We start from the raw sequence: 25,142 nt of genomic DNA on the forward strand, positions 1-25,142 counted from the left end.
ATTGGAACTGCTGTTATCCTCATTACTTATCTCTCCCGCTTAGGCCCCGGGCTGAAACTGCGGCTCTAACGATTAGATCTTCAGCACGCCGCCTTTGCTTGCATTGGTAACCAGCTTGGAGTAACGGGCCAGATAACCAGTCTTCACCTTCGGCTCGAATTCTTTCCAGCCCTGGCGGCGGACCGCCAGCACTTCCTCGTCAACCAGCAGCTCGATCTTGCGGTTATTGAGGTCCAGCTCGATGATGTCGCCATCCTCTACAAAAGCGATCGGGCCGCCCTCAGCCGCTTCCGGCGAGATATGGCCGATACTGATTCCGCGGGAGGCACCTGAGAAGCGTCCGTCCGTGATCAGGCCGACCTTGGCGCCAAGACCCATGCCGACGATCTGCGAAGTCGGAGCCAGCATTTCCGGCATGCCCGGTCCGCCCTTCGGACCTTCATAACGGATAACGACTACATGGCCTTCTTTGACCTTGCCGTTCGCGATGCCTTCCAGTGCCTGCTCCTGGGAGTCGAAGCAGATGGCAGGTCCTTTATGATAGCCGCCAACAGAAGCATCCACGGCACCGACTTTGATGATGGAGCCTTCCGGCGCCAGGTTACCATAGAGTACAGCCAGTCCGCCTACCTGGGAATAGGGGTTGTCGATGGTATGAATAACAGAGGTATCCTGGATCTCATGACCGGTTACATTCTCGGCCAATGTCTTGCCGGTAACCGTCATGCAATCACCGAAGATTGCACCCGGCTTCTTCAGTAATTCGTTCAGCACGGCGCTTACGCCGCCCGCCCGGTCCACATCTTCGATGAAGATATCGGAGGCCGGAGCCAGCTTGGCCAGGTAAGGAACCCGGTTGGCTACTTCGTTGATGCGTTCCAGCGGATAATCGATTTCGGCTTCCTGAGCCAGTGCCAGGGTATGCAGCACTGTATTGGTCGAACCGCCCATAGCCATATCGAGTGCGAAGGCATTGTCCAGCGATTCCTGGGTTACGATATCACGCGGCTTCAGGTCCAGCTTGATCAGCTCCATGAGCTGGGTTGCTGATTTGCGGACGAAGTCTCTGCGTTCTTCGGCTACGGCCAGGATCGTGCCGTTGCCCGGAAGCGCAAGGCCCATAGCTTCGGCCAGACAGTTCATGGAGTTGGCAGTGAACATACCGGAGCATGATCCGCAGGTAGGACAGCCGAATTGTTCCAGTTCAAGCAGCTCAGCGTCATTGATCTTGCCGACCTGATGGGCGCCAACGCCTTCAAATACGGAAGTGAGGGAGAGCTTCTTGCCTTTGCTGTCTACGCCGGCCTTCATCGGCCCGCCGCTGACGAAGATCGTCGGGATATTGACGCGCAGCGCGCCCATCATCATGCCCGGGGTGATTTTATCACAGTTGGGAATGCACACCATACCGTCGAACCAGTGCGCGGATACTACCGTTTCCAGAGAGTCGGCAATGATCTCGCGGCTTGGCAGCGAATAACGCATACCGATATGACCCATGGCAATACCGTCATCTACGCCGATTGTATTGAATTCAAACGGAACCCCGCCGGCTTCACGGATGGCTTCCTTCACGATTTTGCCGAATTCCTGCAGATGCACGTGACCCGGAACAATATCGATATAGGAATTGCAGACCGCGATGAACGGTTTGCCGAAATCCTCTTCTTTAACGCCTGCTGCCCGCAGAAGGCTGCGGTGAGGAGCGCGGTCGAAGCCTTTTTTGATCATATCTGATCGCATTTTCTTGTTTGCCATGATGACTTTTCCCCCTAACGGTATTGGTGAAGCGAATATAGTGCCGCATTAACGCATTGCAATCCCGAAATATACGTAGCCTGCGGTGATTGGTTACGAACGTTAATAGAGAGTCTATCACAAAAAAGCTCTTTTTTCTACCGGACAATGTGAAGTTTGTCGGCGGGTCACGCATGTAAAGTCTGGGCTAATATACAGAAAGAAGCCTATTTCGTATAGGATAGACTTCGGCAAATTGATATAGCGTAGCAGCTTCATTCTTATAGAGAGCGCCGGATGGCGGCACGTTGCAGGGAGATCATCCAGTCTACGGACGGCTCCACGAGCGGGTTCAACAGACGTCTGACCGCAGGCTGGGCGAGCAGAACCGTACATCCTACTGCACCGGCGAGCAGCAGAGCTGCTCCGGCGGGGTTGCCGATATAGGCATACAGGCCGGAAATCACCGCCGTGCGGACCACAAAGCCATGTAGTAGAAAAACATAGAGAGTGCGGCGTCCCAGACCGGTCATGCGGCTTAACCCGTAAGGCACCAGGCCCAAAAATGCCAGGGAGGCGATGAATTGCAGGCCATAAACCGCCAGCCGGAACAGACCTGCATACCATTCATGGGCGCCAAGCTGCATATAGGTCATACTGCCGTATAGCCAGCCCATAGGGAGATCGCCGCCAAGCAGGCCGATAGCAAGGAGCAGCAGGAGCGAAGCGGCGGCGGCAATGCTTTTGACATACCGCTGATACAGCTTCACGAAAGCCCCGAAGGAGAAATGATACCCGATCACAAAAAAGGGCAGATAGACAAAGGTACGGCTGATACTGAACCAGATCCCGACCAGTTGCAGATAACCTACGGCCACCCCTGCGGTAACAGCGAAGGCCAGTTGGGCGCTGCGGGTCCAGCGGCTCATGCCCAGCATCAGCAGGCGCCAGCAGATGTGGCTGGCCAGGAACCAGAGCAGCAGATAAGGAGCGAAGAACGAATGCTGTATATTATTGACATGAAACAGGGAGGCGTCAAGTAGGGAGTAGAGGCTCTGAAAAATAACATATTGCAGGGCAATCTGCAGGAGTACCTTGCGTCCAGGCGCTCCATGTAAGCTTGAACGGGCAAAGTATCCGGTCACCAGTACAAACAGCGGCATGTGAAAACTGAAGATCCACTGGTAAAGCGTGTGAAGTCCGCTCATTTCTTGAATCAGGGGTTCGATCGCATTGGCCACAAAGACAGTTACAATGAGCATGAAGCGCAGGTTAAGAAAGAAAGTCTCTCCGCGCGTGTCAAACGGGCTTTCCCGGGTCATGACGTAACCTCCAATGAAATTAGGTTTGCAGGGGGTTGATACTTTAATTTTAAAATACATGATTTCCGGACAATAAATTGTGAAATACATCACAATAGCAAGCCTATCATTGGAAATGTCTGGGGCCAGATGTGGCGAAGTCTTGAAGGTTGTTTGAATTCACCGATTCCCGTATAATTTTCAGTATGCAGGAATCGGGAGTGAACACTAATGAAAAAGAATATAATCAGACGCCGTGTGCTTATTGGAGTGGTGTTGGTTCTACTGGTGGCGGGAGTGTTTATATGGAGGTATCTGACCCCGTATAAGCCGGAGGCACGGGCTGAAACCGCCCTGATCTCTGCCGGGGGAGTCACTGTTGAACAGAATGACAATTGGATCTCGTTCGACCCCTCAGTGGTGCTCGGCACCGCCGTGATCTTTTATCCGGGAGCACTGGTCAAGGCGGAAGCATATGCGCCGCTGGCCCGTAAAGTTGCCGCAGCCGGTCACCCGTTCTACATTGCCAGAATGCCGCTTAATCTGGCTGTAATCAAAGGGGGTGCCGCCGAAGATATTATCCGCGTGCATCCGAAGCAGTCCTTCGTCCTGGGCGGACATTCGCTTGGCGGCGTAATGGCTTCACGCTTCGCTGCGGATCATGCCGGCCAACTGGAAGGCGTTTTTTTTCTGGCCTCGTATCCCGATGAGAAAGGCAGTCTGAAGGACACTACGTTGTCCGTCTTGTCTGTGCTTGGTACGCAGGATGAAGTCGTCGACCAGAAGAGCTATAACAAAGGACGTTCCTATTTGCCGGGCAATACCGTATATGTGTCGGTTGACGGCGGTAACCATGCCCAATTCGGCAGCTATGGCGCGCAAAAGGGTGACGGAACCGCTACGATTACTGAAGAAGAACAACAGACACGGACTGTCCGGGCGATGCTGGACTGGCTGGGGAATCTCCGCCAGAGCAAATGAACTAACGAATACCTGAAGTAATATAACGTATGCGGAAGGAGCGCTGGAATGCCTGTATTGCACATCAATGAACTCTCCGTTCCCGTAAGCGGCATCCTGTTCGATAAGGACGGCACGCTGCTTGATCTCCTGGCTACCTGGGGCAGCTGGGCTGAGCTGGTGCTTGAGGGGCTGGGCAGCCAGCTGACTCTGATTGGCAGCAGGCCCGTAACGGGAGCCAATCTGGCTTCGGTGCTGGGGACGACGCATGATGCTTCTGGACGAATTACCGGTTATGATCCCGCCGGTCCGCTGTCCATGGCAACGGCTGAGGAATCCACCGGGATTCTGGCCTGGCAGCTCTATACAGCGGGTGTACCCTGGAATGAAGCGGTGACGCGCGTGAATGCCATCTCCAAGGAGGCCATGAATGAGCTTCGCCGCCGCCGTACGGCTGTACCTATGCCGGAATTATTGCCATTCCTGGAGCAGTGTGCCGCTGCTTCCCTGAAGCTTGGCGTTGTGACCTCAGACAATCTGTCCACCACCCGCGAGCATCTGGAATGGCTTGGTATTTCAGAATACTTCGGGGTGTTGGTTACCCGAGACCAGGTGAAATACGGCAAGCCTGCACCGGAAATGGCCGAGAAGGCCTGCCGGGAGCTCGGGCTGCTGCCCGAAGAGGCGGTTATTATCGGTGACAGCAATGCGGATATGCAGCTGGGCCGGGGGGCGGGCCTGCGGCTTGCGGTCGGAATCTCACCGGACGGAGGGGCAGACCATCTGCTGGATGCGGACATTGTGGTATCCGGCTATCCGGCGCTCCGCATAACGATCTGAATGCATGACGAATAGGTACAGAGAGGACAGGTGTAGATCATGGAACAATTACAGCTACTGGCTTCCTGGATTCAAAAAAGCAATAATATCGTCTTTTTCGGCGGTGCCGGAACATCGACGGAGAGCGGCATCCCGGACTTCCGTTCGGCAGCCGGCCTGTACCAGACACAGCACAACTCTCCCTATCCGCCTGAGGTGATGCTCAGCCGCAGCTTTTTTATGTCCTCGCCGGACATTTTTTTTGATTTCTACCGCAGCAAGATGATTCATCCCGGAGCGAAGCCGAACGGGGCCCACCGTCTGCTTGCGGAGCTGGAGGAGAGCGGCAGGCTGAAGGCGGTCATTACGCAAAATATCGACGGCCTTCATCAGATTGCGGGCAGCCGCCGGGTTCTGGAGCTGCACGGCTCTATCCACCGCAATCACTGCATGGGCTGCCAGCGCTACTACGGTCTGGAGGAATGGCTGGGGCAGGAAGGCTCTGTGCCGCGCTGTGAGGACTGCGGGGGCATCATCAAGCCGGATGTGGTGCTCTATGAGGAAGCGCTTGATCATGAAGTGCTGGTTGAAGCCGTGGATGCCATTGCAGCGGCGGATCTGCTGATTATCGGCGGTACCTCGCTTACCGTTCAGCCTGCTGCAAGCCTGGTCACTTACTTCAGGGGGCAGAATACTGTACTGCTTAACGGCGAGCCTACCCCGTATGACGATCATGCAGATCTGATTATTACAGAGCGGATCGGAGAGGTGCTGGGTAGAGTGCAGGGACTGCTGGGCTAACGCCCAGTCTTTTTTTAAAAGAAGGGTATTCACAAAAGAGAAACGAGAGGCAGGGATTAACATGGTATATGTGGCTAGTGATGAACGGTATGAAGGGATGCGTTACAACCGCACCGGCAGGTCCGGCCTCAAGCTTCCGGCCATCTCACTCGGCCTGTGGCATAATTTTGGCGGCATTGATGCTTATGAGAACGGCCGTGAGATGATTACCCGCGCTTTTGATCTCGGGATTACCCACTTTGACCTGGCGAATAACTACGGGCCTCCGGCCGGATCGGCGGAAGAGCTGTTCGGCAAGGTGCTGGCCCGGGATCTCGCGCCGTACCGTGACGAGCTGGTAATCTCGACCAAGGCGGGATATACGATGTGGCCCGGCCCTTATGGGGACTGGGGGTCACGTAAATATATCCTGTCCAGTCTGGACCAGAGCCTGAAGCGGCTGGGACTGGATTATGTGGATATCTTCTACTCCCACCGCCCGGACCCGGAGACACCTATGGAGGAAACGATGGGAGCGCTGGATCATGCTGTCCGCTCAGGCAAGGCGCTGTACATTGGCTTATCGAACTATTCGGCGGAGCAGACCCGGCAGGCTATTGCGATTCTGAAAGACCTGGGCACTCCGCTGCTGATTCACCAGCTGAGGTATTCCATGCTGGACCGCTGGATTGAAGGCGGGCTTCAGGAGGTGCTGGAGGAGCATGGGGTAGGCAGTATTGCCTTCACGCCGCTGGCGCAGGGTCTGCTGACGAATAAATATCTGAACGGCATCCCTGGAGATTCCCGGGCAGCCGGACCTTCGGCTGCGCTGAATGAGAGCCGGATTACGCCGGAGGTGCTGCGCAGAATCCACGCGCTGAATCAGATGGCGGTAGCGCGCGGGCAGAGTCTGGCCCAGTTCGCCCTGCTCTGGACGCTGCGCGGCGGCCGGATCACCTCGGCGCTGATCGGCGCCAGCCGGGTCAGCCAGATCGAAGAGAATATCGCCGCGCTGTCCCATAGTGACTTCACGCAGGAGGAGCTGGAACGGATCGAGACGATCCTTAAGACAGAGGGTGAAGCCTAAGGCGCTCAACCTAAGAGTTGCCTTAAGGTCCAGCTTCCACAGATTACAACGCAAGCAGCCCGCTTCCTGTTCAGGAGACGGGCTGTTGCTCTAGGCGATATGGCTATTTCTCTCCAGGGTTCACTGTAGCCTGGCGGTAAGCGGTGGGGGACTGGCGGTAGAAGCGCTTGAACTGCCGGGAGAAATACAGGGCATCGGTCAGTCCGACCGATGCCGCTACCTGCTCTACGGACAGCTCGGGGCGTTCACGCAGCAGCTGGCGCGACTTCTCCACCCGCAGCTTCAGCAGGTAAGTGACCGGAGAGAGCCCCGTCTCCTGCTTGAAGATGCGGGAGAGATAAGCGCGGTTATAGCCCAGACTGCCGCACATCTGTTCAATTGAGACCGGATGGGCATACTGAGAAGCCATGTAATGAATCATCTGCTTCACTGTCCGCTTGATCTGTGATTCCGCACCCGGCAGCCGGGAGGAGGAGACCAGCAGCTCCGCCGCTTCTCCTGCGATGAGGTACAGGTAACCCAGAGAGGTTAGGGCGGCGCTCTCCTTATTGGCATAGAAGGCGGACATCATCCCGGCAAGCGCTCCGGGAATTACACTGCCGCCTGCGGTAGACAGCACCGGGGCGAGCGGAGCGAAGCCCGCCTGCTGCGCAAGCTGCCCGGCATCAGCGCCGGTGAAGGCGGCCCAGCGGTAACGCCAGGGCTCCAGCTGATCTGAAATATAGCTGACCAGCTGGCCCGGGTGGATCAGGAAGCAGTCCCCGGCCCCCAGCTCGTATGTGTGCTGCTCAGTCCGGAAGACCCCGGAGCCTGATTCAATATAATGGAGCAGATAGTAATCGTAGATCTTGGGACCCGCCTGATGCAGCGGGAGGGTCTGGCTCTCTCCCGCAAAAAGTACATGCAGCAGCTGCTTATCGTAATATACAGGATTTGATCCTACTGAATAGGTATGTTGCACTGCAAGCCGCCTTTCCTGAGCAGAACGCTTCCATAGCTAAGTGCATAGGGAGCGCCCGTTCACTTTTCTTCTTACCGAGTATAGTCTCTTCAGAGACGAAAGTCACATTTGTCCATATATTGCACACATGATTGCATTATCAGGGCAAGTCTGATTTTATTATAATGTAAGCATGAAGGACGCAAGCTATAATCCAAAGTCCCAGCACAAGCAGCGAAAGGATGGAGTGTCAATAATGAGCATACAGGAACTTAACAGTACATTTATCAAGAAGTACGGGGAGAGCGGGGAAGCCGCGCGGGTATTCTACGCACCGGGCCGCGTGAATCTGATCGGAGAGCATCTGGATTACAACGGAGGTTATGTTTTCCCGGCAGCCCTGGACTTCGGAACCACCCTGATCGTGCGCCCGCGTACAGACGGCAAGGTTCAATTCGCATCCACGAATTTCCCTTATGAAGCTTCCATCGATTTCAGTGACATCGGTGCAGCCAAGACCGGCGAATGGGTGGACTATCCGGTCGGCGTAATGGTGGAGCTGGCTAAGAAGGGTCACCCGGTATCCGGGGGCTACGATCTTTTGTTCCATGGTGAGATTCCTAACGGCTCGGGCTTGTCCTCTTCCGCTTCGATTGAGGTAGTGACCGGCTTCGCCTTCCTGACGCTGCTTGGCGGTGACACAGATACGGTGGAGATCGCTCTGCTGTCCCAGCGCGCGGAGAACCAGTATGTCGGCGTGAACTCCGGGATCATGGACCAGTTCGCTGTGGCCAACGGCAAGCGCGACCAGGCCATCCTGCTGATGTGCGATACGCTGGAATACAGCCTCGTACCTTTCGTGACGGGCAGCTATAAGCTGGTCATCGGCAACACGAACAAGAAGCGCGGCCTGGTGGACTCGAAGTATAATGAGCGCCGCAGCCAATGTGAAGAGGCGCTCGCTATTCTGAAGCAGGAGGTTCCATCCCTGTCCTATCTGGCTGAGGTGAAGCCAGAGCAGTTCGAGCTTTTGCAGGACAAAATTACGGATGAAACTGTAAAGCGCCGGGCCCGCCATGTGGTAGAGGAGAATCAGCGTGTGCTTGACTCCGTGGAGGTGCTGAAGAACAATGATCTGAAGCAGTTCGGCCTGTACATGAATGACTCCCATGTCTCCCTCCGCGACCTCTATGAAGTCAGCTGCGAGGAGCTGGATGTGATGGTGGAAGAAGCGCAGCGCATTCCGGGCACACTGGGCTCACGGATGACCGGCGCAGGATTCGGGGGATGTACGGTATCGCTGGTACACGAGGATGATGTGCAGCGGTTCATAACGGAAGTTGGGGAAGCCTACAAGAACAGAACCGGTCTGACCGGCGAATTCTATGTATGCGGCATCGGCAACGGCGTGGAAGAATTGAAAGGAGTGAAATAAGATGGCGATTCTGGTAACGGGCGGCGCAGGATACATCGGTTCACACACAGTAGCAGAGCTGCTGGACCGCGGGGAAGAGGTTGTGGTGATTGACAATCTGCTGACAGGGCACCGGGAGGCGCTGCTGGGCGGCAAGCTGTACGAGGGTGACCTGCGCGACAAGGCGCTGCTGGCGAAGCTGTTCTCCGAGAATGAGATCGAAGCGGTAATTCACTTCGCAGCCAGCTCCCTGGTGGGCGAGAGCATGAAGGACCCGGTTAAATACTACGATAACAATGTCTATGGAACGCAGTGTCTTCTCGAAGCCATGCAGCATGCCGGTGTGGATAAAATCGTCTTCTCCTCCACTGCCGCCACCTACGGCGAACCGGAAAAGGTGCCTATCGAAGAGACCGACCGTACCGAGCCTGCGAATGTCTACGGCGAGACCAAGCTGACCATGGAACGCATGATGGCCTGGTTCGACAAAGTGCTCGGCATCAAATACGTAGCGCTGCGCTACTTCAATGCTGCAGGCGCACACGCCAGCGGCAAGATCGGCGAAGACCACCGTCCGGAGAGCCACCTGATTCCGCTGGTGCTCCAGGCTGCGCTGAAGCAGCGCGAGAATATCGCTGTGTTCGGGGAAGACTATCCGACAGAGGACGGAACCTGCGTACGCGACTACATCCATGTCAGCGATCTGGCGGATGCGCATGTCCGTGCAGTAACTTATCTGCGCAGCGGCAGTGCGAGCAATATCTTCAACCTTGGCAACGGCCTGGGCTTCTCTGTGAAGCAGGTCATTGAGACTGCGAAGAAGGTTACCGGCCTGGATATTCCGGTTGTGGTTCAGGACCGCCGCGCCGGAGATCCGGCAGTGCTCGTCGCTTCCTCTGACAAAGCCCGGAAGGTTCTGGGCTGGGACCCGCAGCATGCCGATCTGGAAGGCATTATTCAGAGCGCTTGGAGCTGGCACTCCGCCAATCCGCAAGGGTACGGGGAGTAAGCAGCAGGGCTAATTATTGCCCGAAGGTGAAATAGACAGAATGTAAAGCGCCGCATAAGGCACCATAGAAGGAGAAATGAAATGCAGAACGATAATAGTACGGCTGCTGCCGCTGAGAAGGCGCTGTATGCGATTGAACAGCTGGTTCTGTTTGCCGGACATACGGGACTTATCCAGCCCGCAGATGTGGATTACAGCCGTAATGAACTACTGGACCAGTTCGGCTTCAGCGAGCCGTATCCCGGTGAGTTCACTGAAGGTCCGCTGGACAGCCCGCAGGCCCCGCTGGACCAGCTGATTGATTACGGGTTCAGTCTTGGGCTGATCCCGGAGAATACGGATACGTACCGCGACCTGCTGGATGCCAAGATTATGGGCCTGCTCATGGCCCGCCCGTCTGAGGTGAATGCGGAGTTCGCCGCGATCCGGGCGGAGCAGGGCGTGCAGGCGGCAACGGACCGCTTTTATAAGCTGAGCATTGATTCTAACTATATCCGTATGGACCGTGTAGCGAAGAATGTGTATTGGCTTCAGGAGTCGCCGTACGGGGATATTGAGATGACGATCAACCTCTCCAAGCCGGAGAAAAGCCCGAAGGAAATCGCCATGGCCCGGCTGCTTCCTCCTCCGGTCTATCCGAAGTGCCAGCTCTGCCGCGAGAACGTCGGCTATGCCGGACGGGTCAATCACCCGCCGCGTCAGAACCTGCGCGTGATCCCGCTCACGATGAACAGCGAGAAGTGGTTCTTCCAGTACTCGCCTTATGTCTACTATAACGAGCATTGCATCGTGTTCCACCATGATCATGTGCCGATGAAGCTGACGAAGGATACGCTGAAGCGTCTGCTTAGCTTCGTGGAAGCCTTCCCGCATTATTTCATTGGCTCGAATGCCGATCTGCCGATTGTCGGCGGCTCCATTCTGACGCATGACCACTTCCAGGGCGGACGGCATACGTTCCCGATCCAGAAGGCACCCAAAGAGGATACCTTCACACATGCCTCATATCCCGGTGTCAGCTTAAGCACTGTGAAGTGGCCGATGTCCGTGCTGCGGATGCATGCCGAAGATCCGGCGGTGCTGCTGGAGGCAGGCAACCATATCTACGAATCCTGGAAGACGTACAGCGATCCCTCCGCCGAAGTGCTGGCATTCAGTGAAGAGGATGGAGAGCGCGTGCCGCATAATACCGTCACCCCTATCGTGCGCCGGGCAGAGGACGGCGGCTACGAGATGGATCTGGTGCTGCGCAACAACCGGACCAGCGAAGAATATCCCGAAGGGATCTTCCACCCGCACCGGGAGATGCACCATATCAAGAAGGAGAACATCGGCCTCATTGAGGTGATGGGTCTGGCGATTCTGCCGGGACGGCTCAAGGAAGAGCTTGACGCCATCGCTGGCATATTGGCAGGAGATACCGCGCTTCTCGGAGATGTCCAGAGCAAGGGCCAGGAGCATCCGCTGGCGCTGCACACTTCCTGGATTACCGAACTGGTAAGCCGCTTCGGCACCTCCCTGAACCGCGAAGAAGCGGTAAAGACCATTCAGAATGAAGTGGGTACGAAGTTCACTCACATTCTGGAACATGCCGGAGTCTACAAACGCACGCCGGAAGGGCAGGCGGCCTTCCGCCGGTTCTTGAACAGCAGCGGTTTTAACTGAGACCTTACTTAACTTAATGTTTGCAAAATGTACTGTCCCTGCCGGATCTGGCGGGGGCATTTTTTATCATTGGGAAATGAGGATATTCCTCTCTATTGTGGGTTAATTACTGAAGCCTGCGGGTGAAACGGACTGAGAAGACGTTGTATCCCTCAGAAACTAATAAATAATGATGAAGCGGAGTGAGAAGCGCTAATCTTGTTCATTTGAGCGCAAAATGACGGATATCAGGACGCTTAACGGAATCTCAGTCCGTATATCCTGTCATTTGATCAAATTTGCCAACATAACGGAATCTCAGTCCAACTTACGGGTAGAGGAGTAAGGTTTGCTGTCTCGGTCCGGCTCGATTTGAATGCGCCAAGCAGTAGGACTATAATAGACAAGTGCTTCACATTCACATACTCATGGAGGTTTACCCATATGCGCAAGTTTGAATTTTATAACCCTACCAAGCTTATTTTCGGACAGGGAACATTGCAGTCACTCCGTACCGAGGTGCCGAAATACGGTAAGAACGTACTGCTGATGTACGGCGGCGGCAGTATTAAGCGCAGCGGCCTGTACGACAACGTCATTGCTGAGCTGGCTGCGGTTGGTGCCGTAGTTACCGAGCTTGCCGGAGTGGAGCCGAATCCGCGTCTCTCGACGGTACATAAAGGTGTAGCGTTGTGCCATGAGCATCACATTGACCTGATTCTTGCCGTCGGCGGCGGCAGCGTGCTGGATTGTGCCAAGGCAGTGGCTGTCGGGGCAAAATATGAAGGGGATATGTGGGACTTTGTAGAACGCAAGGCCGCTCCTCAAGGTGCACTTCCGCTGGGAACCGTACTGACAATGGCAGCGACCGGCTCGGAAATGAACAACGGCTCGGTGATCACCAATGAAGTGACCAAGGAGAAAATGGGCTGGGGCAGCATCCATGCCTATCCGGCCTTCTCGATCCTTGACCCGGAGAACACCTTCTCTCTGCCGCGCGACCAGACAGTGTACGGTATGGTGGACATCATGTCCCATACGCTGGAGCATTATTTCCATACTGACAGCAATACGCCTTTACAGGACGGCTTCCTGGAGAGTCTGCTTCGCACCGTGATTGAGACGGCTCCTAAGCTGATTGAGGATCTGAACAACTACGAGCTGCGCGAGACCATTATGTATTGCGGGACGATGGCGCTGAATGGAATGGTCAGTATGGGCTTTGCCGGTGACTGGGCTACGCACAACATTGAGCATGCCGTATCCGCTGTGTATGATATTCCCCACGGCGGCGGCCTGGCGATTCTCTTCCCGCAGTGGATGAGATATAACCTCAGCACGAATCCTGCCCGCTTCCGCCAGCTGGCTGTGAACGTGTTCGGTATTGACCCTGCCGGCAAGACCGATGAGCAGACCGGCCTCGAAGGCATTGAAGCGCTCCGCAGCTTCTGGGATTCCATTGGTGCTCCGAAGACTCTCGGCGATTATGATATCGACGACAGCGAAATCGGCAGTATGGCTGACAAGGCGGTCCGCTTCGGCCCGTTCGGCAACTTCCGCAAGCTGGAGCGTCAGGACGTTGTTGAAATTTATAAGCTGGCTTTGTAAGCTAGCCATCGATAGTAAAGCCGCTCCCCATCTACGGGGGCGGCTTCTTTTGTCTGTTAATTTTCCCGCTCCCGGCATACATTAATGAGAGCAATACCCAACTTTGTGAAACCAAGGGCATGGCAGTTGCGTTTAACCTAGTATGACAGTCCGGAAGTAATGACGGGAGGAGACTAACATGCAAACGCTGTATTTGGGCTGTTTGGCGCTGGGCATTCTTTTTGCTGTAGTCAGTGTAGTGGTAGGCGACCTGATTGGGAGTGCTCTGGACGGGATTTTTGACATCGTATCCTTTGATTTCCTGAATCCTACCCTATTGGCAGGAGGGATAACTGTATTCGGTGGAGCAGGTATGCTGCTTAACCGCTACAGCAGACTGGAAGATGGCGTGATTCTTGCCTTGTCCCTGCTGGTTGCGGCATTCATGGGCGTATTGATGCATTTGGTGGTGGTGAAGCCAATGAGGAACAGCGAAATGTCGAACGGCTTCTCCATGAGTGAACTGCCGGGGAGAATCGGTGAGGTTACCGTCCCGGTCCCCGGCGTGGGCTACGGTGAGATTATGGTGAAGTTCGGTGCAGGCAACAGCCTGCATACGGCGGCCAGCTTCGAGCAGCATGCACTGCCGGCCGGGATCAAGGTTGTAGTAGTTGAGGTACGTGAAGGTGTAGCACTTGTGTCTGAATTCGAAGAGAGAAAAGGAGTGGATTGATGATGAATCTAGAAAATATTCCTGAATCCCTATTTATACCTGCGATAGTAATCGCTGTACTGCTTGTTCTCGGACTCGCCTTCTGGGCGCGTTACAAGACGGTTGGCCCGGATGAAGGCATGATTGTCACCGGTTCCTTCCTGGGCAACAATCATATATCAGATGACGGCTCCGGCCGCAAAATCAAAATCGTCCGCGGCGGCGGTGCATTCATTTTGCCCGTCTTCCAGAAGGCGGAGTTCATGTCTCTGCTCTCCCACAAGCTCGATGTGACGACCCCGGAGGTCTATACGGAGCAAGGCGTGCCGGTCATTGCCGACGGGGTCGCCATCATCAAGGTAGGCAGCTCCACGGAAGATGTGGCAACGGCAGCCGAGCAGTTCATGGGCAAGCCGATTGAATCCCTGAAGAGTGAAGCGCAGGAAGTGCTGGAAGGACATCTGCGGGCGATCCTCGGTACGATGACCGTAGAAGAGGTCTACCGTAACCGCGACCGTTTCGCCCAGGAGGTTCAGGGTGTTGCCGCCCGTGACCTCAAGAAGATGGGACTCCAGATTGTCTCTTTTACCATCAAGGATGTACGTGATAAGCACGGATACCTGGAAGCGCTGGGTAAACCGCGGATTGCCGCAGTGAAGCGTGATGCGGAGATTGCCGAAGCGGAAGCTGTCCGTGACGCGCGGATTCAGAAGGCCAATGCCGAGGAGCAGGGGCAGAAGGCGGAGCTGCTGCGTGATACCAATATTGCCGAAGCTTCGAAGGAGAATCAGCTCAAGGTAGCCGCGTTCAAGCGTGACCAGGATACCGCCAAGGCGGAAGCCGACCAGGCGTACCACATTCAGGAGGCGCGTGCCAAGCAGACCGTGGTGGAAGAGCAGATGAAGGTTGAGCTGGTCCGCAAGGAACGCGAAATCGATATCCAGGCCAAGGAAATCCAGGTACGCGAGAAGCAGTATGACGCTGAAGTGAAGAAGAAAGCGGAAGCAGACCGTTATGCGGTAGAGCAGGCGGCGGAAGCCGACAAGGCCAAGCGCATGCGTGAAGCCGATGCCGTGCAGTACAGTATTGAGACTCAGGCTAAGGCAACCTCCGAGCAGAAGCGTCTGGAAGGTCAGGCAATTGCGGATGCAGAGCTGGCCAAAGGTAAAGCAGAGTCCGAGGTTATCCGTCTGCGCGGTCTGGCCGAAGCGGAAGCCAAGGAGAAGCTGGCAGAAGCCTTCCAGAAATTCGGGGAAGCGGCGGTTCTCGATATTATCGTCAAAATGCTGCCTGAGCTGGCCGGGAAGATTGCCGAGCCGCTGGCGTCTATCGACAAGCTGACTGTGGTGGATACCGGCAACGGTGAAGGAGCTGCACGTGTCAGTAATTATGTGACCCAACTGATGTCCACAGCCCCTGAGATGCTGAAGAGCGTGTCCGGAATTGATGTCGAGGCGCTGATCAAAGGGCTGACCAAGGGCAAGTCTGATAAGAATGAGGTTGTCAAACACACAGCAGCACCCATAACCTCTGTCGTCACCAGACCAGCACCGGCTGCACCGGTCACTCCGGTACAACCTTCGGAACATCCTGAAGGATAAGAGCAAATCACCAAGGTATGGCAGGCAGCAATAACCGCCGGCCGTACCTTTTTTAATATGAGCCGCGCAACAGAGATTTCCCTATCATTCGCGCTGAAACGGAGGCAGGTATGGAGCTTATACTGGATAATATACGCAAGAGCTTTGACGGCAGGGAGGTGCTGAAGGGGATTGATTTTACCTTTGAGCAGGGCAAGATATACGGCTTGCTCGGCCGCAACGGTGCGGGAAAGACCTCGTTATTCAACTGCCTTAGCGGGGAGATCCAAATGGATAGCGGCGGCGCTTTTCTGCGCAGAGATGAGGTGAGTCTTCCGCTGCTTGAGGAAGAGATCGGCTACGTATTCTCCTTGCCGATTCTGCCTGACTTCCTGACCGGTTATGAGTTTGTGAAATTCTACATGGACATCAATAAGGGGAAGATACAAGCGGACCGGACCATCGAGGAGTATTTCGATATCATCCGTTTCGAGGAGGCGGACAGACACCGTCTGATCAAAGGCTATTCCCACGGGATGAAGAACAAAATTCAGATGCTGTGCTTTATCATTTCCCGCCCGCCGCTGATCCTGCTCGATGAGCCGTTAACCTCTTTCGATGTGGTAGTGGCGCTGGAGATCAAGAAGCTGCTGCGGGAGATGAAGCGGGATCATATCATTATTTTCTCCACTCATATTCTGCAGCTGGCAGCCGATCTCTGCGATGAGCTGGTTATTCTGAATAATGGCACGCTGCGCGAGATTCCGGCGGAGACCCTGCACAGTCCGGAATTTGAAGAGCAGATTATTGCCCTGTTGAAGGATGAGGATCATGATTAGGACGCTGAAGGCGATTCTGGAAGTACGGGGGATGTCCGGCGCCAACCGGCTGATGTTCTATATCCGTAAGCTCCCAGTGCTGGGCAAGCTGATCCCGGCCACGGTCTATTCGGAGACCAAGCTGAAGCAGACCTTATCTGTTATCGTGCATATCTTGAAGGTCCTTATGGCCTTTGTGACGAAGTTCACTTATCTGGGCATAATGATCTTTCTTCCAGTGAAGCTGATAGGACAAGATATATCCTTAACCCTTTCGGTACAATACCAGCTTTATTTGCAGATGCTGCTGTGTATTAGCTTCTTCACGTCCGGAGTTTCCAGCGCAGTTATTCTGGAGCCGAAGCGGGATAAATACATATTCGTGAAGCTGATGAGGCTGCCGGCAGAGCGGTATATGCGGACCACACTGACCTTACGCGGGATCAGCTTTCTGGTTACTTTTATTCCGGCGATGCTGGTCTTCGGGAGTCTTCTCGGTGCTCCGCTGTGGCATGGGGCGGTTCTTACGCTGCTGCTGACGTTCTGGCGTACGGCTTGCGAGGCGCTGCATCTGTGGGTGTTTGACCGCTACGGCATTGTTATTGTCAAAAAAACAAGCTGGATCTGGACCGCCATCGGCGCTGGATATCTGCTGGCCTATCTTCCGCTGCTCCCCGGATTTGCGGTAGTAGAGAGAGGAATGCTGTTCAATTTGCCTGTGGTGCTAAGCGTATTGGTGCTGGGAACCTTAAGCGCGGTCTATATCGCCCGTTATAAGGACTATACGAATGCCGTCGATGCCGTCACCAAAATCGATGATCCGCTGCTCGACATGGGCCGGATGATGAAAGAGGCAAGGGTTAAGGATGTGGCCACCCAAGATCAGCACTACTCGGCGGAACAACTGAATCATGGCCAATTCGAGGGGAAAAGCGGGTATGCTTACCTGAATGCCATCTTTTTCTCGCGTCACCGCCGGCTGATCACCAGTCCGATAGAGCGCAGGCTGGTTATCATTGGCTCGCTCTTTGTAGCTGCTTTGCTGACGATGCTGTTGTCCCAGACCGCTTTTACCAAACTGACTCATTATCTGATTACCGCATTGCCGACCTTCCTGATCATTATGAACTATACGTCCATTGGCGAACGCCTCTGCAAGGCGATGTTCTATAACTGTGATCTCAGCCTGCTGCGCTACGGATTCTACCGTGAACAATCGGCGATTCTAAGCAACTTCCGCATCAGGCTGCTGCGTATCAGCATGCTTAATCTGATCCCGGCTGCTGCGATCTGCCTGGCGGTGAACTTGCTGCTGCTGCTGTCAGCAGAGAGCTGGGGCGCGGGGGATGCTGTACTCTTTTGCGTGACGATTGTGGCGCTGTCACTGTTCTTCTCGGTGCATCATTTGTTCATGTACTATATCTTCCAGCCCTATAGCACAGAGCTCAATGTGAAGAATCCGTTCTTCACGATTGTGAACAGTGTGGTGCTGGGGGTAGGATTCATCGCGATGCAGTTCAAGAGTGAGCTTGGAATGTTTGCTATGATTGTAGTACTCTCTGCTGTGGTGTATATGCTGGCTGCCCTGATTATGGTGTACAGGTTCTCAGGCCGGACGTTTCGGGTGAAATGAAATGAGCCTTGAGTCCGCTTGCAACACACTTCTAATTTGAGATTCTTGATGTTATGATAGGAGCTTAAGTAACGAATCACACGTTGAACCATGTATCGTGCTGCTGGAATGGATCAGGATTCGGAATTAAAAGAGGTGTCGTCAGTGAGCAGCATTACCGTGGGCAAGGTGCTTAATAATAACGTGATCATTGCCGAGCATCCCCAGTATGCCGAGGTTGTGGTGATCGGCAAGGGGATCGGCTTCAACCGTAAAACGCGGGACCGGATCAATCTGTCCTCTGTAGAGAAGATGTTCATCCTGCGCAGCCAGGAGGAGCAGGAGCAATACAAGCAGCTGGTGCCGCAGGTAGACGAGAAGCTGATTGAGGTGGTTCAGGAGATTGTGCTGCACATTATGCAGAGCAGCCGACAGACGCTGAATGAGCATATCCATATTGCCCTTACCGACCATATATCCTTCGCGATCCGCAGAAGCGAGCAGCATATGGCTATTCATAATCCGTTTCTGTACGAGACCCGGGAGATTTATCCGGAGGAATACAGTCTGGCGGAATATGCGGTGGAGCGGATCAATGAGGCGATGAAGGTGACGCTGCCGCCGGATGAGATCGGCTTCGTAGCTCTGCATATTGTCAGTGCGCTTAGCAATCGCCATATCTCCGAGGTGAAGCAGCATTCCCAGCTAATTGGGGATCTGGTGGGGCTGGTGGAGGATAATCTGGAATACCGTATTCCGCGGGATTCGCTGGACTATTCAAGGCTGGTGACCCATTTGCGGTTCGTTCTGGAACGTCTGCGCCGGGGAGAGACTGTGCGCGAGACCTCATCCCTGGATGGACTAATGAAGCGGGAGTACCCCGAGATGTACATGCTTGCCTGGAAGCTCACGAAGGTAATTGAGCAGCGTGTGCGTATCCCGGTATATCCGGCCGAGGTCAGCTATCTGACGATTCATCTGCAGCGTATTGCCCAGAAGAAAGAAGATGAGACGGAGCTGGAACCGCCGGAGAAGCTTTAAGATATAAGAATATATATGTTTCATGCTATATGGCCGATTTTAGGGGTTGCAACTTCAAATCAATGGTGCTACAATAATCCCTGTTATGAAATACAACAGAATACAAACGTGTAACTGATACGATCAGGCATGAGTGATTTACAGTATTATGGTTGTCCAGCCCCATCTCGGGGTACTCTAACGTTAGCGTTAGCCGGGCAAACTGCGTACTGTATTGCTCATGCCTTTTTTGGCTTCTGTTGACAGAAATTAACGATTAGGAAGTGACCCGAATGTTTAAAAAATTATTTGGCGTTCTGCAGAGAGTCGGTAAGGCGCTTATGCTGCCAGTTGCCATTCTGCCTGCGGCGGGCCTGCTGCTTGGAATCGGGAATATGCTGGTTAACCCGGACTTCCTGCAATATGTGCCTGCACTGGAGAATCATATTGTTCAGGCGATAGCCACAGTACTGATGAACTCCGGGCAAATCGTATTTGATAACCTATCTCTGCTCTTTGCAGTCGGCGTAGCCATCGGGCTGGCCGGAGGAGAGGGCGTAGCCGGGCTTGCAGCGATTATCGGCTTCCTGGTGATGAATGTAACCATGGGTACGGTAGTTGGCGTCAATGCTTACGTGCTGACTTGGAAGGATTTCTCGTATTCCAGTGTGCTGGGGATTCCCACATTGCAGACTGGGGTATTCGGTGGTATCCTGGTCGGGATCCTGGCTGCATCCATGTACAAAAGGTTCTTCCGTATAGAATTGCCGTCGTACCTGGGCTTCTTCGCGGGTAAACGTTTCGTACCGATTATGACGGCAGTGACCTCCCTGATGCTCGGTCTTGCGCTTACGATTGTGTGGCCGCCGATCCAGCACGGTCTGAACTATGTGTCACAGAGTATGATTAATACCAACCTGACGCTGTCTGCCTTTATCTTCGGGGTCATCGAGCGTTCTCTGATTCCGTTCGGCTTGCACCATATCTTCTATTCACCGTTCTGGTATGAATTCGGAAGCTATATTGACAAGGCGGGCGATCTGGTCCGCGGTGACCAGCGCATCTTCATGCAGCAGCTTCGTGACGGTGTGGAGTTCACAGCGGGTACATTTACTACCGGTAAATATCCGTTCATGATGTTCGGTCTTCCGGCAGCGGCTCTTGCGATCTACCATGAGTCGAAGCCTGAGAACAGACGGGTTGTCGGAAGCTTGATGGTTTCCGCAGCGCTGACCTCGTTCCTGACGGGGATCACCGAGCCGCTGGAATTCTCCTTCCTGTTCGTGGCTCCGCTGCTGTTCGCAGTCCATGCTGTATTCGCAGGACTCTCCTTCATGACCATGCACCTCTTGAATGTCAAAATCGGCATGACCTTCTCCGGCGGGTTCATCGACTATGTGCTGTTCGGCGTCATTCCGAACCGTACCGCCTGGTGGCTGGTTATCCCGGTAGGTCTGGTATTGGCCGTGATTTATTACTTCGGATTCCGCTTCGTTATCCGTAAGTTCAACCTGAAGACGCCTGGCCGTGAGGATGCCTCCGAGGATGAGGATGAGGTTAGCTTGGAGAGTGTGTCCAAGACAGGCGACGATCTTCCGCGCAACATTTTGTCCGCCCTAGGCGGCAAAGAGAACATCACCCATCTGGATGCTTGTATCACGCGTCTGCGGGTCGAAGTGAAGGACAAAGCGGGCGTAGACAAGAACCGTCTGAAGAAGCTTGGTGCTTCTGGTGTTCTTGAAGTGGGTAACAACGTACAAGCGATCTTCGGCACACGTTCGGACACGATCAAGTCACAGATTCAGGATGTCATGAACGGCAGAACACCGGCTGCAGCCCCTGCTGCTCCGAAGCCGGAGCTTGAACAACAGGCGGGCGAGCAGGGTGATGCTATTATACCTGAGGATATCGTATCTCCGGTAAACGGCCAGCTGATGGATATTACAGAGGTTCCCGATGCGGTCTTCTCGCAGAAAATGACCGGTGACGGCTTCGCCTTCCTGTCCGAAGACGGCAAGATTGCTTCGCCGGTATACGGCAAGGTATTCAACGTGTTCCCTAGTAAGCATGCCATTGGCATCATGTCGGACGGCGGCAAGGAAGTCCTTGTGCATATCGGGGTCAACACCGTTAAGCTTAAGGGCCAGGGCTTCACGGTTCTGGTGGAGGAAGGCGATCTGGTAGCTGCCGGACAGCCGATTATGGAAGTAGATCTGGAGTATGTGAAGGCGAATGCACCTTCTGTCATCTCTCCGGTCATCTTCTCCAACCTGCCGGAAGGCTCCTCCGTGACCTTGAAGAAGCCGGGCAGAGTCAGCATCGGCGACAAGGATATCATCACCATTCAGTAAAATGTGCAATGGCGAAGCGCTTCCATTATAATGAAGGGGAGCGCAAGCCTTCACTATAATTCACCACCCCAAAATGAACAGAAAGCGAGTTGGATACTATTATGCAAACAACTTTCAGAATTATTGACGAAGACGGAATTCACGCACGCCCGGCAACAGCGCTGGTAAATACAGCTACAAAATTTAAAGGCACTGAAGCTTTTGCAGAAGCTAAAGGCAAAAAAGTTACCCTTAAATCCATCCTGGGCGTTCTGTCCCTGGGCCTTGAAGCAGGAGATACCCTGACCCTTATTACTGAGGGCAGTGAAGAAGCAGAAGCACTGAACGCGCTGCAGGAGGTTATGGTTAAAGAAGGGCTGGGAGAAGTTCATGAATAAGATTTCAGGAATCGCGGCTTCCGCAGGTATTGCAGTAGCCCGTGCCTTTATCCTGGAACACCCGGACTATACCATTACCAAAACAGCGGTCACTGATGTGGACGCTGAGCTTGCGAAGCTGAATGATGCCCTGGATAAATCCAGAGGCGAACTTCAGACCATCAAAGAGCGCACCTTGGCTGAGCTTGGCGAGAAGAAGGCAGAGATTTTTGAATCGCATCTGCTGATCCTTGATGACCCTGAGCTCATTACCCCTGTAATGGACAAAATCCGTGAGGAATCGGTAAATGCGGACTACGCACTGAATGAAATAGCTACTCAATTCGTGGAAATGTTCCAGAACATGAAGAGCGCTTACCTGCAGGAACGTGCAGCAGATATGCGTGACGTAACCAAGCGTGTACTGAACCATCTGCTTGGTATTCACTATGTGAGCCCGGCTGAGATCAGTGAAGAGGTTATCGTTATTGCACTGGATCTGACCCCATCAGATACAGCACAGCTTAACCGCAATTTCGTCAAAGGCTTCACCACCAATATCGGCGGACGGACTTCTCATTCGGCCATTATGGCCCGTTCCTTGGAAATTCCGGCGGTTGTAGGCACGAAGAACGTGATGTCCCTGGTCAAAGCAGGCGACCTGGTCATCGTGGATGGTCTGAGCGGCGATGTGCTGATCAACCCTTCGGAAGCTGAGGTTGCCGAGTATACTGCGAAGCAGGAAGCTTACGATATTCAGATTGCTGAATGGAAAAAGCTCCGCGACGAGCCAACGGTATCTGCCGACGGCAAGCATGTAGAGCTGGCAGCCAACATCGGGACTCCGAATGATGTGACTGGCGTTATTGAGAACGGCGGCGAAGGTGTAGGTCTGTACCGCACCGAGTTCCTCTATATGGGCCGCGATAAACTGCCTTCCGAAGAAATCCAGTATAACGCCTACAAGACCGTGCTTGAGAATATGCAAGGCAAGCCGGTAGTAGTACGTACGCTGGATATCGGCGGAGATAAGGAGCTGCCTTATCTGGAGCTCCCGAAGGAAATGAACCCGTTCCTCGGCTATCGTGCGATTCGTCTCTGTCTGGACCGTCAGGATATCTTCCGCACCCAGCTGCGTGCCTTGCTCAGAGCAAGCGTCCACGGCGACCTGCGCATTATGTTCCCGATGATTGCAACCCTTGGTGAATTCCGTGCAGCCCGTGATCTGTTGCTGGATGAGAAGGCTAAGCTGCGTGAAGAAGGCAAAGAAGTATCGGGCAGCATCCAGCTGGGCATCATGGTAGAGATTCCTTCAACGGCTGTACTGGCGGATCAGTTCGCCAAGGAAGTGGATTTCTTCAGTATCGGAACCAACGACCTTATCCAATATACAATGGCTGCGGACCGTATGAATGAACAGGTATCCTACCTGTATCAGCCATACAACCCGGCAATTCTGCGACTGGTCAAAATCGTCATCGATGCTGCACACGCCGAAGGCAAATGGACCGGTATGTGTGGAGAAATGGCGGGGGATGCCACGGCTATTCCTCTGCTGCTTGGTCTTGGCCTCGATGAATTCAGCATGAGCGCTACCTCTATTCTGCCAGCACGCAGTCAGATCTCCAAGCTGTCTGCGGCCGACATGAAGGAAATGGCTGCCCAGGCCCTGCAACTCGGCACGGCCGAGGAAGTAGCCGCACTGGTGCAATCCCGCGTGAATTAATTCGTTCTACTCTGGTTAACTGCATTCCGCAGTTAGCTGCTCCCCGTCAGAGGAGCATTGGTTATAACTCCAACTACTTTCCGGCCTCCTTTACAGGGGGCTTTTTTTTGTGAAGTGATTTGAATTTCAGCAAATCTGGAACCGCCCGTTCGGGCGTTATTTTATATAATGAGTCCATTACTTTCGGAGGGTGGAACCATTGTGCAGAGATTCAGTGCTTCACAGATTTATTTGTTCCATGTGTTTATGTTGTCGCTTGCGGCCAGTACGATATTTACAACCTACAGTATTTATTATGTAGTCGACCTTAAGCTGAATCCGCTTCAGCTTGTGCTGATTGGAACGGTGCTGGAGATAACGGTGCTTGTGTTCGAGGGAATAACAGGGGTGGTCGCCGATACCTACAGCCGCAGGCTGTCAGTCATAATTGCTATGTTCGTTGTGGGGAGTGCTTTTGTCCTTGAAGGAAGCATTGTCTGGATCATGCAACCGGCTTCCCTGTTGCCTGCCTTCGGCTGGCTGCTGATCTCCCAGATGCTGTACGGGATCGGCTGGACCTTCCTGAGCGGAGCGGATACCGCATGGATTGTGGACGAGCTTGGAGAAGAGCAGACGGGAAGACTCTTCATGCGCTCCAAAATATTCGGCTTAAGCGCTTCCCTGCTGGGCATCGCGGTCAGCGTAGGATTATCCCATGTTGCGTCTAATCTCCCTTTTCTGGCGGGTGGAGTCATCTATTTCGTCCTGGGGTTCCTATTGATCCGGTACATGAAGGAGACGGGGTTCATACGCCGGAAGCGTGAGCCGCAATCCTCTGCTATCCGTGAGCTGGGCAAGACCTGGGTCAGCGGCGCCTCTATCCTGAGGCATCATCCGCTGCTCCTGCTGCTGACAGTTGTAACTTTATTTAGCGGTGCTGCGTCTGAAGGATATGACCGTCTGTGGCAAGTCTTTCTTATGAATGAAGTCGGGTTTCCAGAGATAGGAGTCTCGATGGCGGCTGGCTTCGGGCTGATCAGTGCGGCGACGACTCTGCTGGGTGTGCTGGCTGTCTATATAGCCGGGAGAATCATTGATTTGCAAAAGGAACGTCAAGTAGCGGCGGCTTTGTTCCTTCTGACATCCGTACGTGCCGGCTGCATTATCATGGTGGCACTTGCGCCTAATTTCTACTGGGCGATCGGGGCGGTACTGCTCCTGGGGGTGGTCGCTTCGGTCAGTGATCCGATCTATACCACCTGGCTGAACACGAAGCTGCCATCCCGGAACCGGGCTACACTCTTGTCGATGATCAGCCAGTCCGATGCTCTGGGCCAGAGCGCAGGCGGTCCGGTTGTGGGTTATATCGGCAGCCGGATCTCTATCAGAGCTTCGCTGCTGTCGGCGGGCTTCCTGCTGGTACCTGTAATCGCGTTATACGGCAGGGTGCTGCGGAAGCGGCCCTGATGTTTTGGATTATTTTACAATTGTCATGGAACCGCTGGACAAGTATACTTTCGATTAACTAGCACCTATAACTTCATTAGCTTAAATCCCCGGCGATCCATGCCGATATAGGATATATCCGGTGACACAATTCAACCCTTAACCCAGACCTGTGAACATAGTGTTACATATTATATAAAGAACCCTATGTAGCAATTCCGGCGTCATCCGCTTGCAGAGCTGTGCAAGTACAAAGTATTAGTT

At 54.0% G+C, this 25,142-nt stretch carries 20 protein-coding genes; 17 read left to right on the plus strand and 3 right to left on the minus strand.

What is annotated here, in order from left to right; genetic code table 11:
• Nucleotides 1–72: 72 nt before the first annotated feature.
• Both ilvD and MKZ07_RS32550 read right to left on the minus strand, forming a co-directional pair.
• A complete protein-coding gene (ilvD, locus tag MKZ07_RS32545) occupies nt 73–1,758 on the minus strand; it encodes a dihydroxy-acid dehydratase (protein ID WP_036696641.1) in 1,686 nt (561 codons plus the stop codon).
• A gap of 260 nt (nt 1,759–2,018) precedes the next feature.
• On the minus strand, nt 2,019–3,059 hold the full coding sequence (locus MKZ07_RS32550; protein WP_036696644.1) for an acyltransferase family protein: 1,041 nt from the start codon (nt 3,057–3,059) through the stop codon (nt 2,019–2,021).
• 210 nt (nt 3,060–3,269) lie between these two features.
• On the opposite strand from MKZ07_RS32550, the gene MKZ07_RS32555 reads away from it, so the two are divergent.
• The 4 genes from MKZ07_RS32555 (at nt 3,270) to mgrA (ending at nt 6,684) form a co-directional block, all read left to right on the plus strand.
• Nucleotides 3,270–4,019: an alpha/beta hydrolase gene (locus MKZ07_RS32555; protein WP_341029619.1), complete on the plus strand. Its 750-nt coding sequence runs from the start codon at nt 3,270–3,272 to the stop codon at nt 4,017–4,019.
• A 48-nt stretch (nt 4,020–4,067) separates the two neighbouring features.
• Nucleotides 4,068–4,838, plus strand: a complete 771-nt coding sequence (locus MKZ07_RS32560) for an HAD family hydrolase (protein WP_036696649.1) — start codon at nt 4,068–4,070, stop codon at nt 4,836–4,838.
• Between the two features lie 39 nt (nt 4,839–4,877).
• Nucleotides 4,878–5,618, plus strand: a complete 741-nt coding sequence (locus MKZ07_RS32565; RefSeq protein ID WP_036696652.1) for an NAD-dependent protein deacylase — start codon at nt 4,878–4,880, stop codon at nt 5,616–5,618.
• 61 nt (nt 5,619–5,679) lie between these two features.
• Nucleotides 5,680–6,684, plus strand: coding sequence for an L-glyceraldehyde 3-phosphate reductase (gene mgrA, locus MKZ07_RS32570; protein ID WP_341029621.1), 1,005 nt, complete (start codon nt 5,680–5,682; stop codon nt 6,682–6,684).
• Nucleotides 6,685–6,787: 103 nt separating this feature from the next.
• Here mgrA and MKZ07_RS32575 read toward each other — a convergent pair whose 3' ends face one another.
• The gene (locus MKZ07_RS32575; protein WP_036696657.1) at nt 6,788–7,645 is read right to left on the minus strand and encodes an AraC family transcriptional regulator; all 858 of its coding nucleotides are present in this window, start codon (nt 7,643–7,645) and stop codon (nt 6,788–6,790) included.
• A gap of 235 nt (nt 7,646–7,880) precedes the next feature.
• Between MKZ07_RS32575 and MKZ07_RS32580 the strand changes: the two genes are divergently transcribed.
• The 13 genes from MKZ07_RS32580 (at nt 7,881) to MKZ07_RS32640 (ending at nt 24,899) form a co-directional block, all read left to right on the plus strand.
• Nucleotides 7,881–9,059 (plus strand): galactokinase, encoded by a 1,179-nt coding sequence (locus MKZ07_RS32580; RefSeq protein ID WP_036696660.1) that lies wholly within the window; start codon nt 7,881–7,883, stop codon nt 9,057–9,059.
• A 1-nt stretch (nt 9,060) separates the two neighbouring features.
• The gene (galE, locus tag MKZ07_RS32585; RefSeq protein ID WP_036696662.1) at nt 9,061–10,047 is read left to right on the plus strand and encodes a UDP-glucose 4-epimerase GalE; all 987 of its coding nucleotides are present in this window, start codon (nt 9,061–9,063) and stop codon (nt 10,045–10,047) included.
• An 81-nt stretch (nt 10,048–10,128) separates the two neighbouring features.
• Nucleotides 10,129–11,712: a UDP-glucose--hexose-1-phosphate uridylyltransferase gene (locus MKZ07_RS32590; protein ID WP_036696665.1), complete on the plus strand. Its 1,584-nt coding sequence runs from the start codon at nt 10,129–10,131 to the stop codon at nt 11,710–11,712.
• Nucleotides 11,713–12,135: 423 nt separating this feature from the next.
• Nucleotides 12,136–13,299: an iron-containing alcohol dehydrogenase gene (locus MKZ07_RS32595; RefSeq protein ID WP_341029625.1), complete on the plus strand. Its 1,164-nt coding sequence runs from the start codon at nt 12,136–12,138 to the stop codon at nt 13,297–13,299.
• Between the two features lie 178 nt (nt 13,300–13,477).
• Nucleotides 13,478–14,011, plus strand: a complete 534-nt coding sequence (locus MKZ07_RS32600) for a hypothetical protein (RefSeq protein WP_036696670.1) — start codon at nt 13,478–13,480, stop codon at nt 14,009–14,011.
• Between the two features lie 2 nt (nt 14,012–14,013).
• On the plus strand, nt 14,014–15,591 hold the full coding sequence (locus MKZ07_RS32605; RefSeq protein WP_442792455.1) for a flotillin family protein: 1,578 nt from the start codon (nt 14,014–14,016) through the stop codon (nt 15,589–15,591).
• A gap of 110 nt (nt 15,592–15,701) precedes the next feature.
• Complete coding sequence (locus MKZ07_RS32610) at nt 15,702–16,409, plus strand: ABC transporter ATP-binding protein (RefSeq protein ID WP_036696674.1); 708 nt, start codon at nt 15,702–15,704, stop codon at nt 16,407–16,409.
• The gene (locus MKZ07_RS32615; protein ID WP_036696677.1) at nt 16,402–18,021 is read left to right on the plus strand and encodes a hypothetical protein; all 1,620 of its coding nucleotides are present in this window, start codon (nt 16,402–16,404) and stop codon (nt 18,019–18,021) included. The genes MKZ07_RS32610 and MKZ07_RS32615 overlap by 8 nt, the downstream gene beginning before the upstream one ends.
• Before the next feature lie 144 nt (nt 18,022–18,165).
• Complete coding sequence (gene glcT, locus MKZ07_RS32620; RefSeq protein WP_036696835.1) at nt 18,166–19,041, plus strand: glucose PTS transporter transcription antiterminator GlcT; 876 nt, start codon at nt 18,166–18,168, stop codon at nt 19,039–19,041.
• A 272-nt stretch (nt 19,042–19,313) separates the two neighbouring features.
• Nucleotides 19,314–21,371: a glucose-specific PTS transporter subunit IIBC gene (gene ptsG, locus MKZ07_RS32625; protein WP_036696680.1), complete on the plus strand. Its 2,058-nt coding sequence runs from the start codon at nt 19,314–19,316 to the stop codon at nt 21,369–21,371.
• Nucleotides 21,372–21,472: 101 nt separating this feature from the next.
• Nucleotides 21,473–21,748 (plus strand): HPr family phosphocarrier protein, encoded by a 276-nt coding sequence (locus MKZ07_RS32630; RefSeq protein WP_036696683.1) that lies wholly within the window; start codon nt 21,473–21,475, stop codon nt 21,746–21,748.
• Nucleotides 21,741–23,453 (plus strand): phosphoenolpyruvate--protein phosphotransferase, encoded by a 1,713-nt coding sequence (gene ptsP / locus MKZ07_RS32635; protein ID WP_341029632.1) that lies wholly within the window; start codon nt 21,741–21,743, stop codon nt 23,451–23,453. The genes MKZ07_RS32630 and ptsP overlap by 8 nt, the downstream gene beginning before the upstream one ends.
• Nucleotides 23,454–23,654: 201 nt before the next feature.
• Nucleotides 23,655–24,899: an MFS transporter gene (locus MKZ07_RS32640; RefSeq protein WP_256706995.1), complete on the plus strand. Its 1,245-nt coding sequence runs from the start codon at nt 23,655–23,657 to the stop codon at nt 24,897–24,899.
• Nucleotides 24,900–25,142: the final 243 nt, after the last annotated feature.

Origin of the sequence: Paenibacillus sp. FSL P4-0338, from assembly GCF_038002365.1 — a bacterium.
Lineage (GTDB): Bacteria > Bacillota > Bacilli > Paenibacillales > Paenibacillaceae > Paenibacillus_AQ.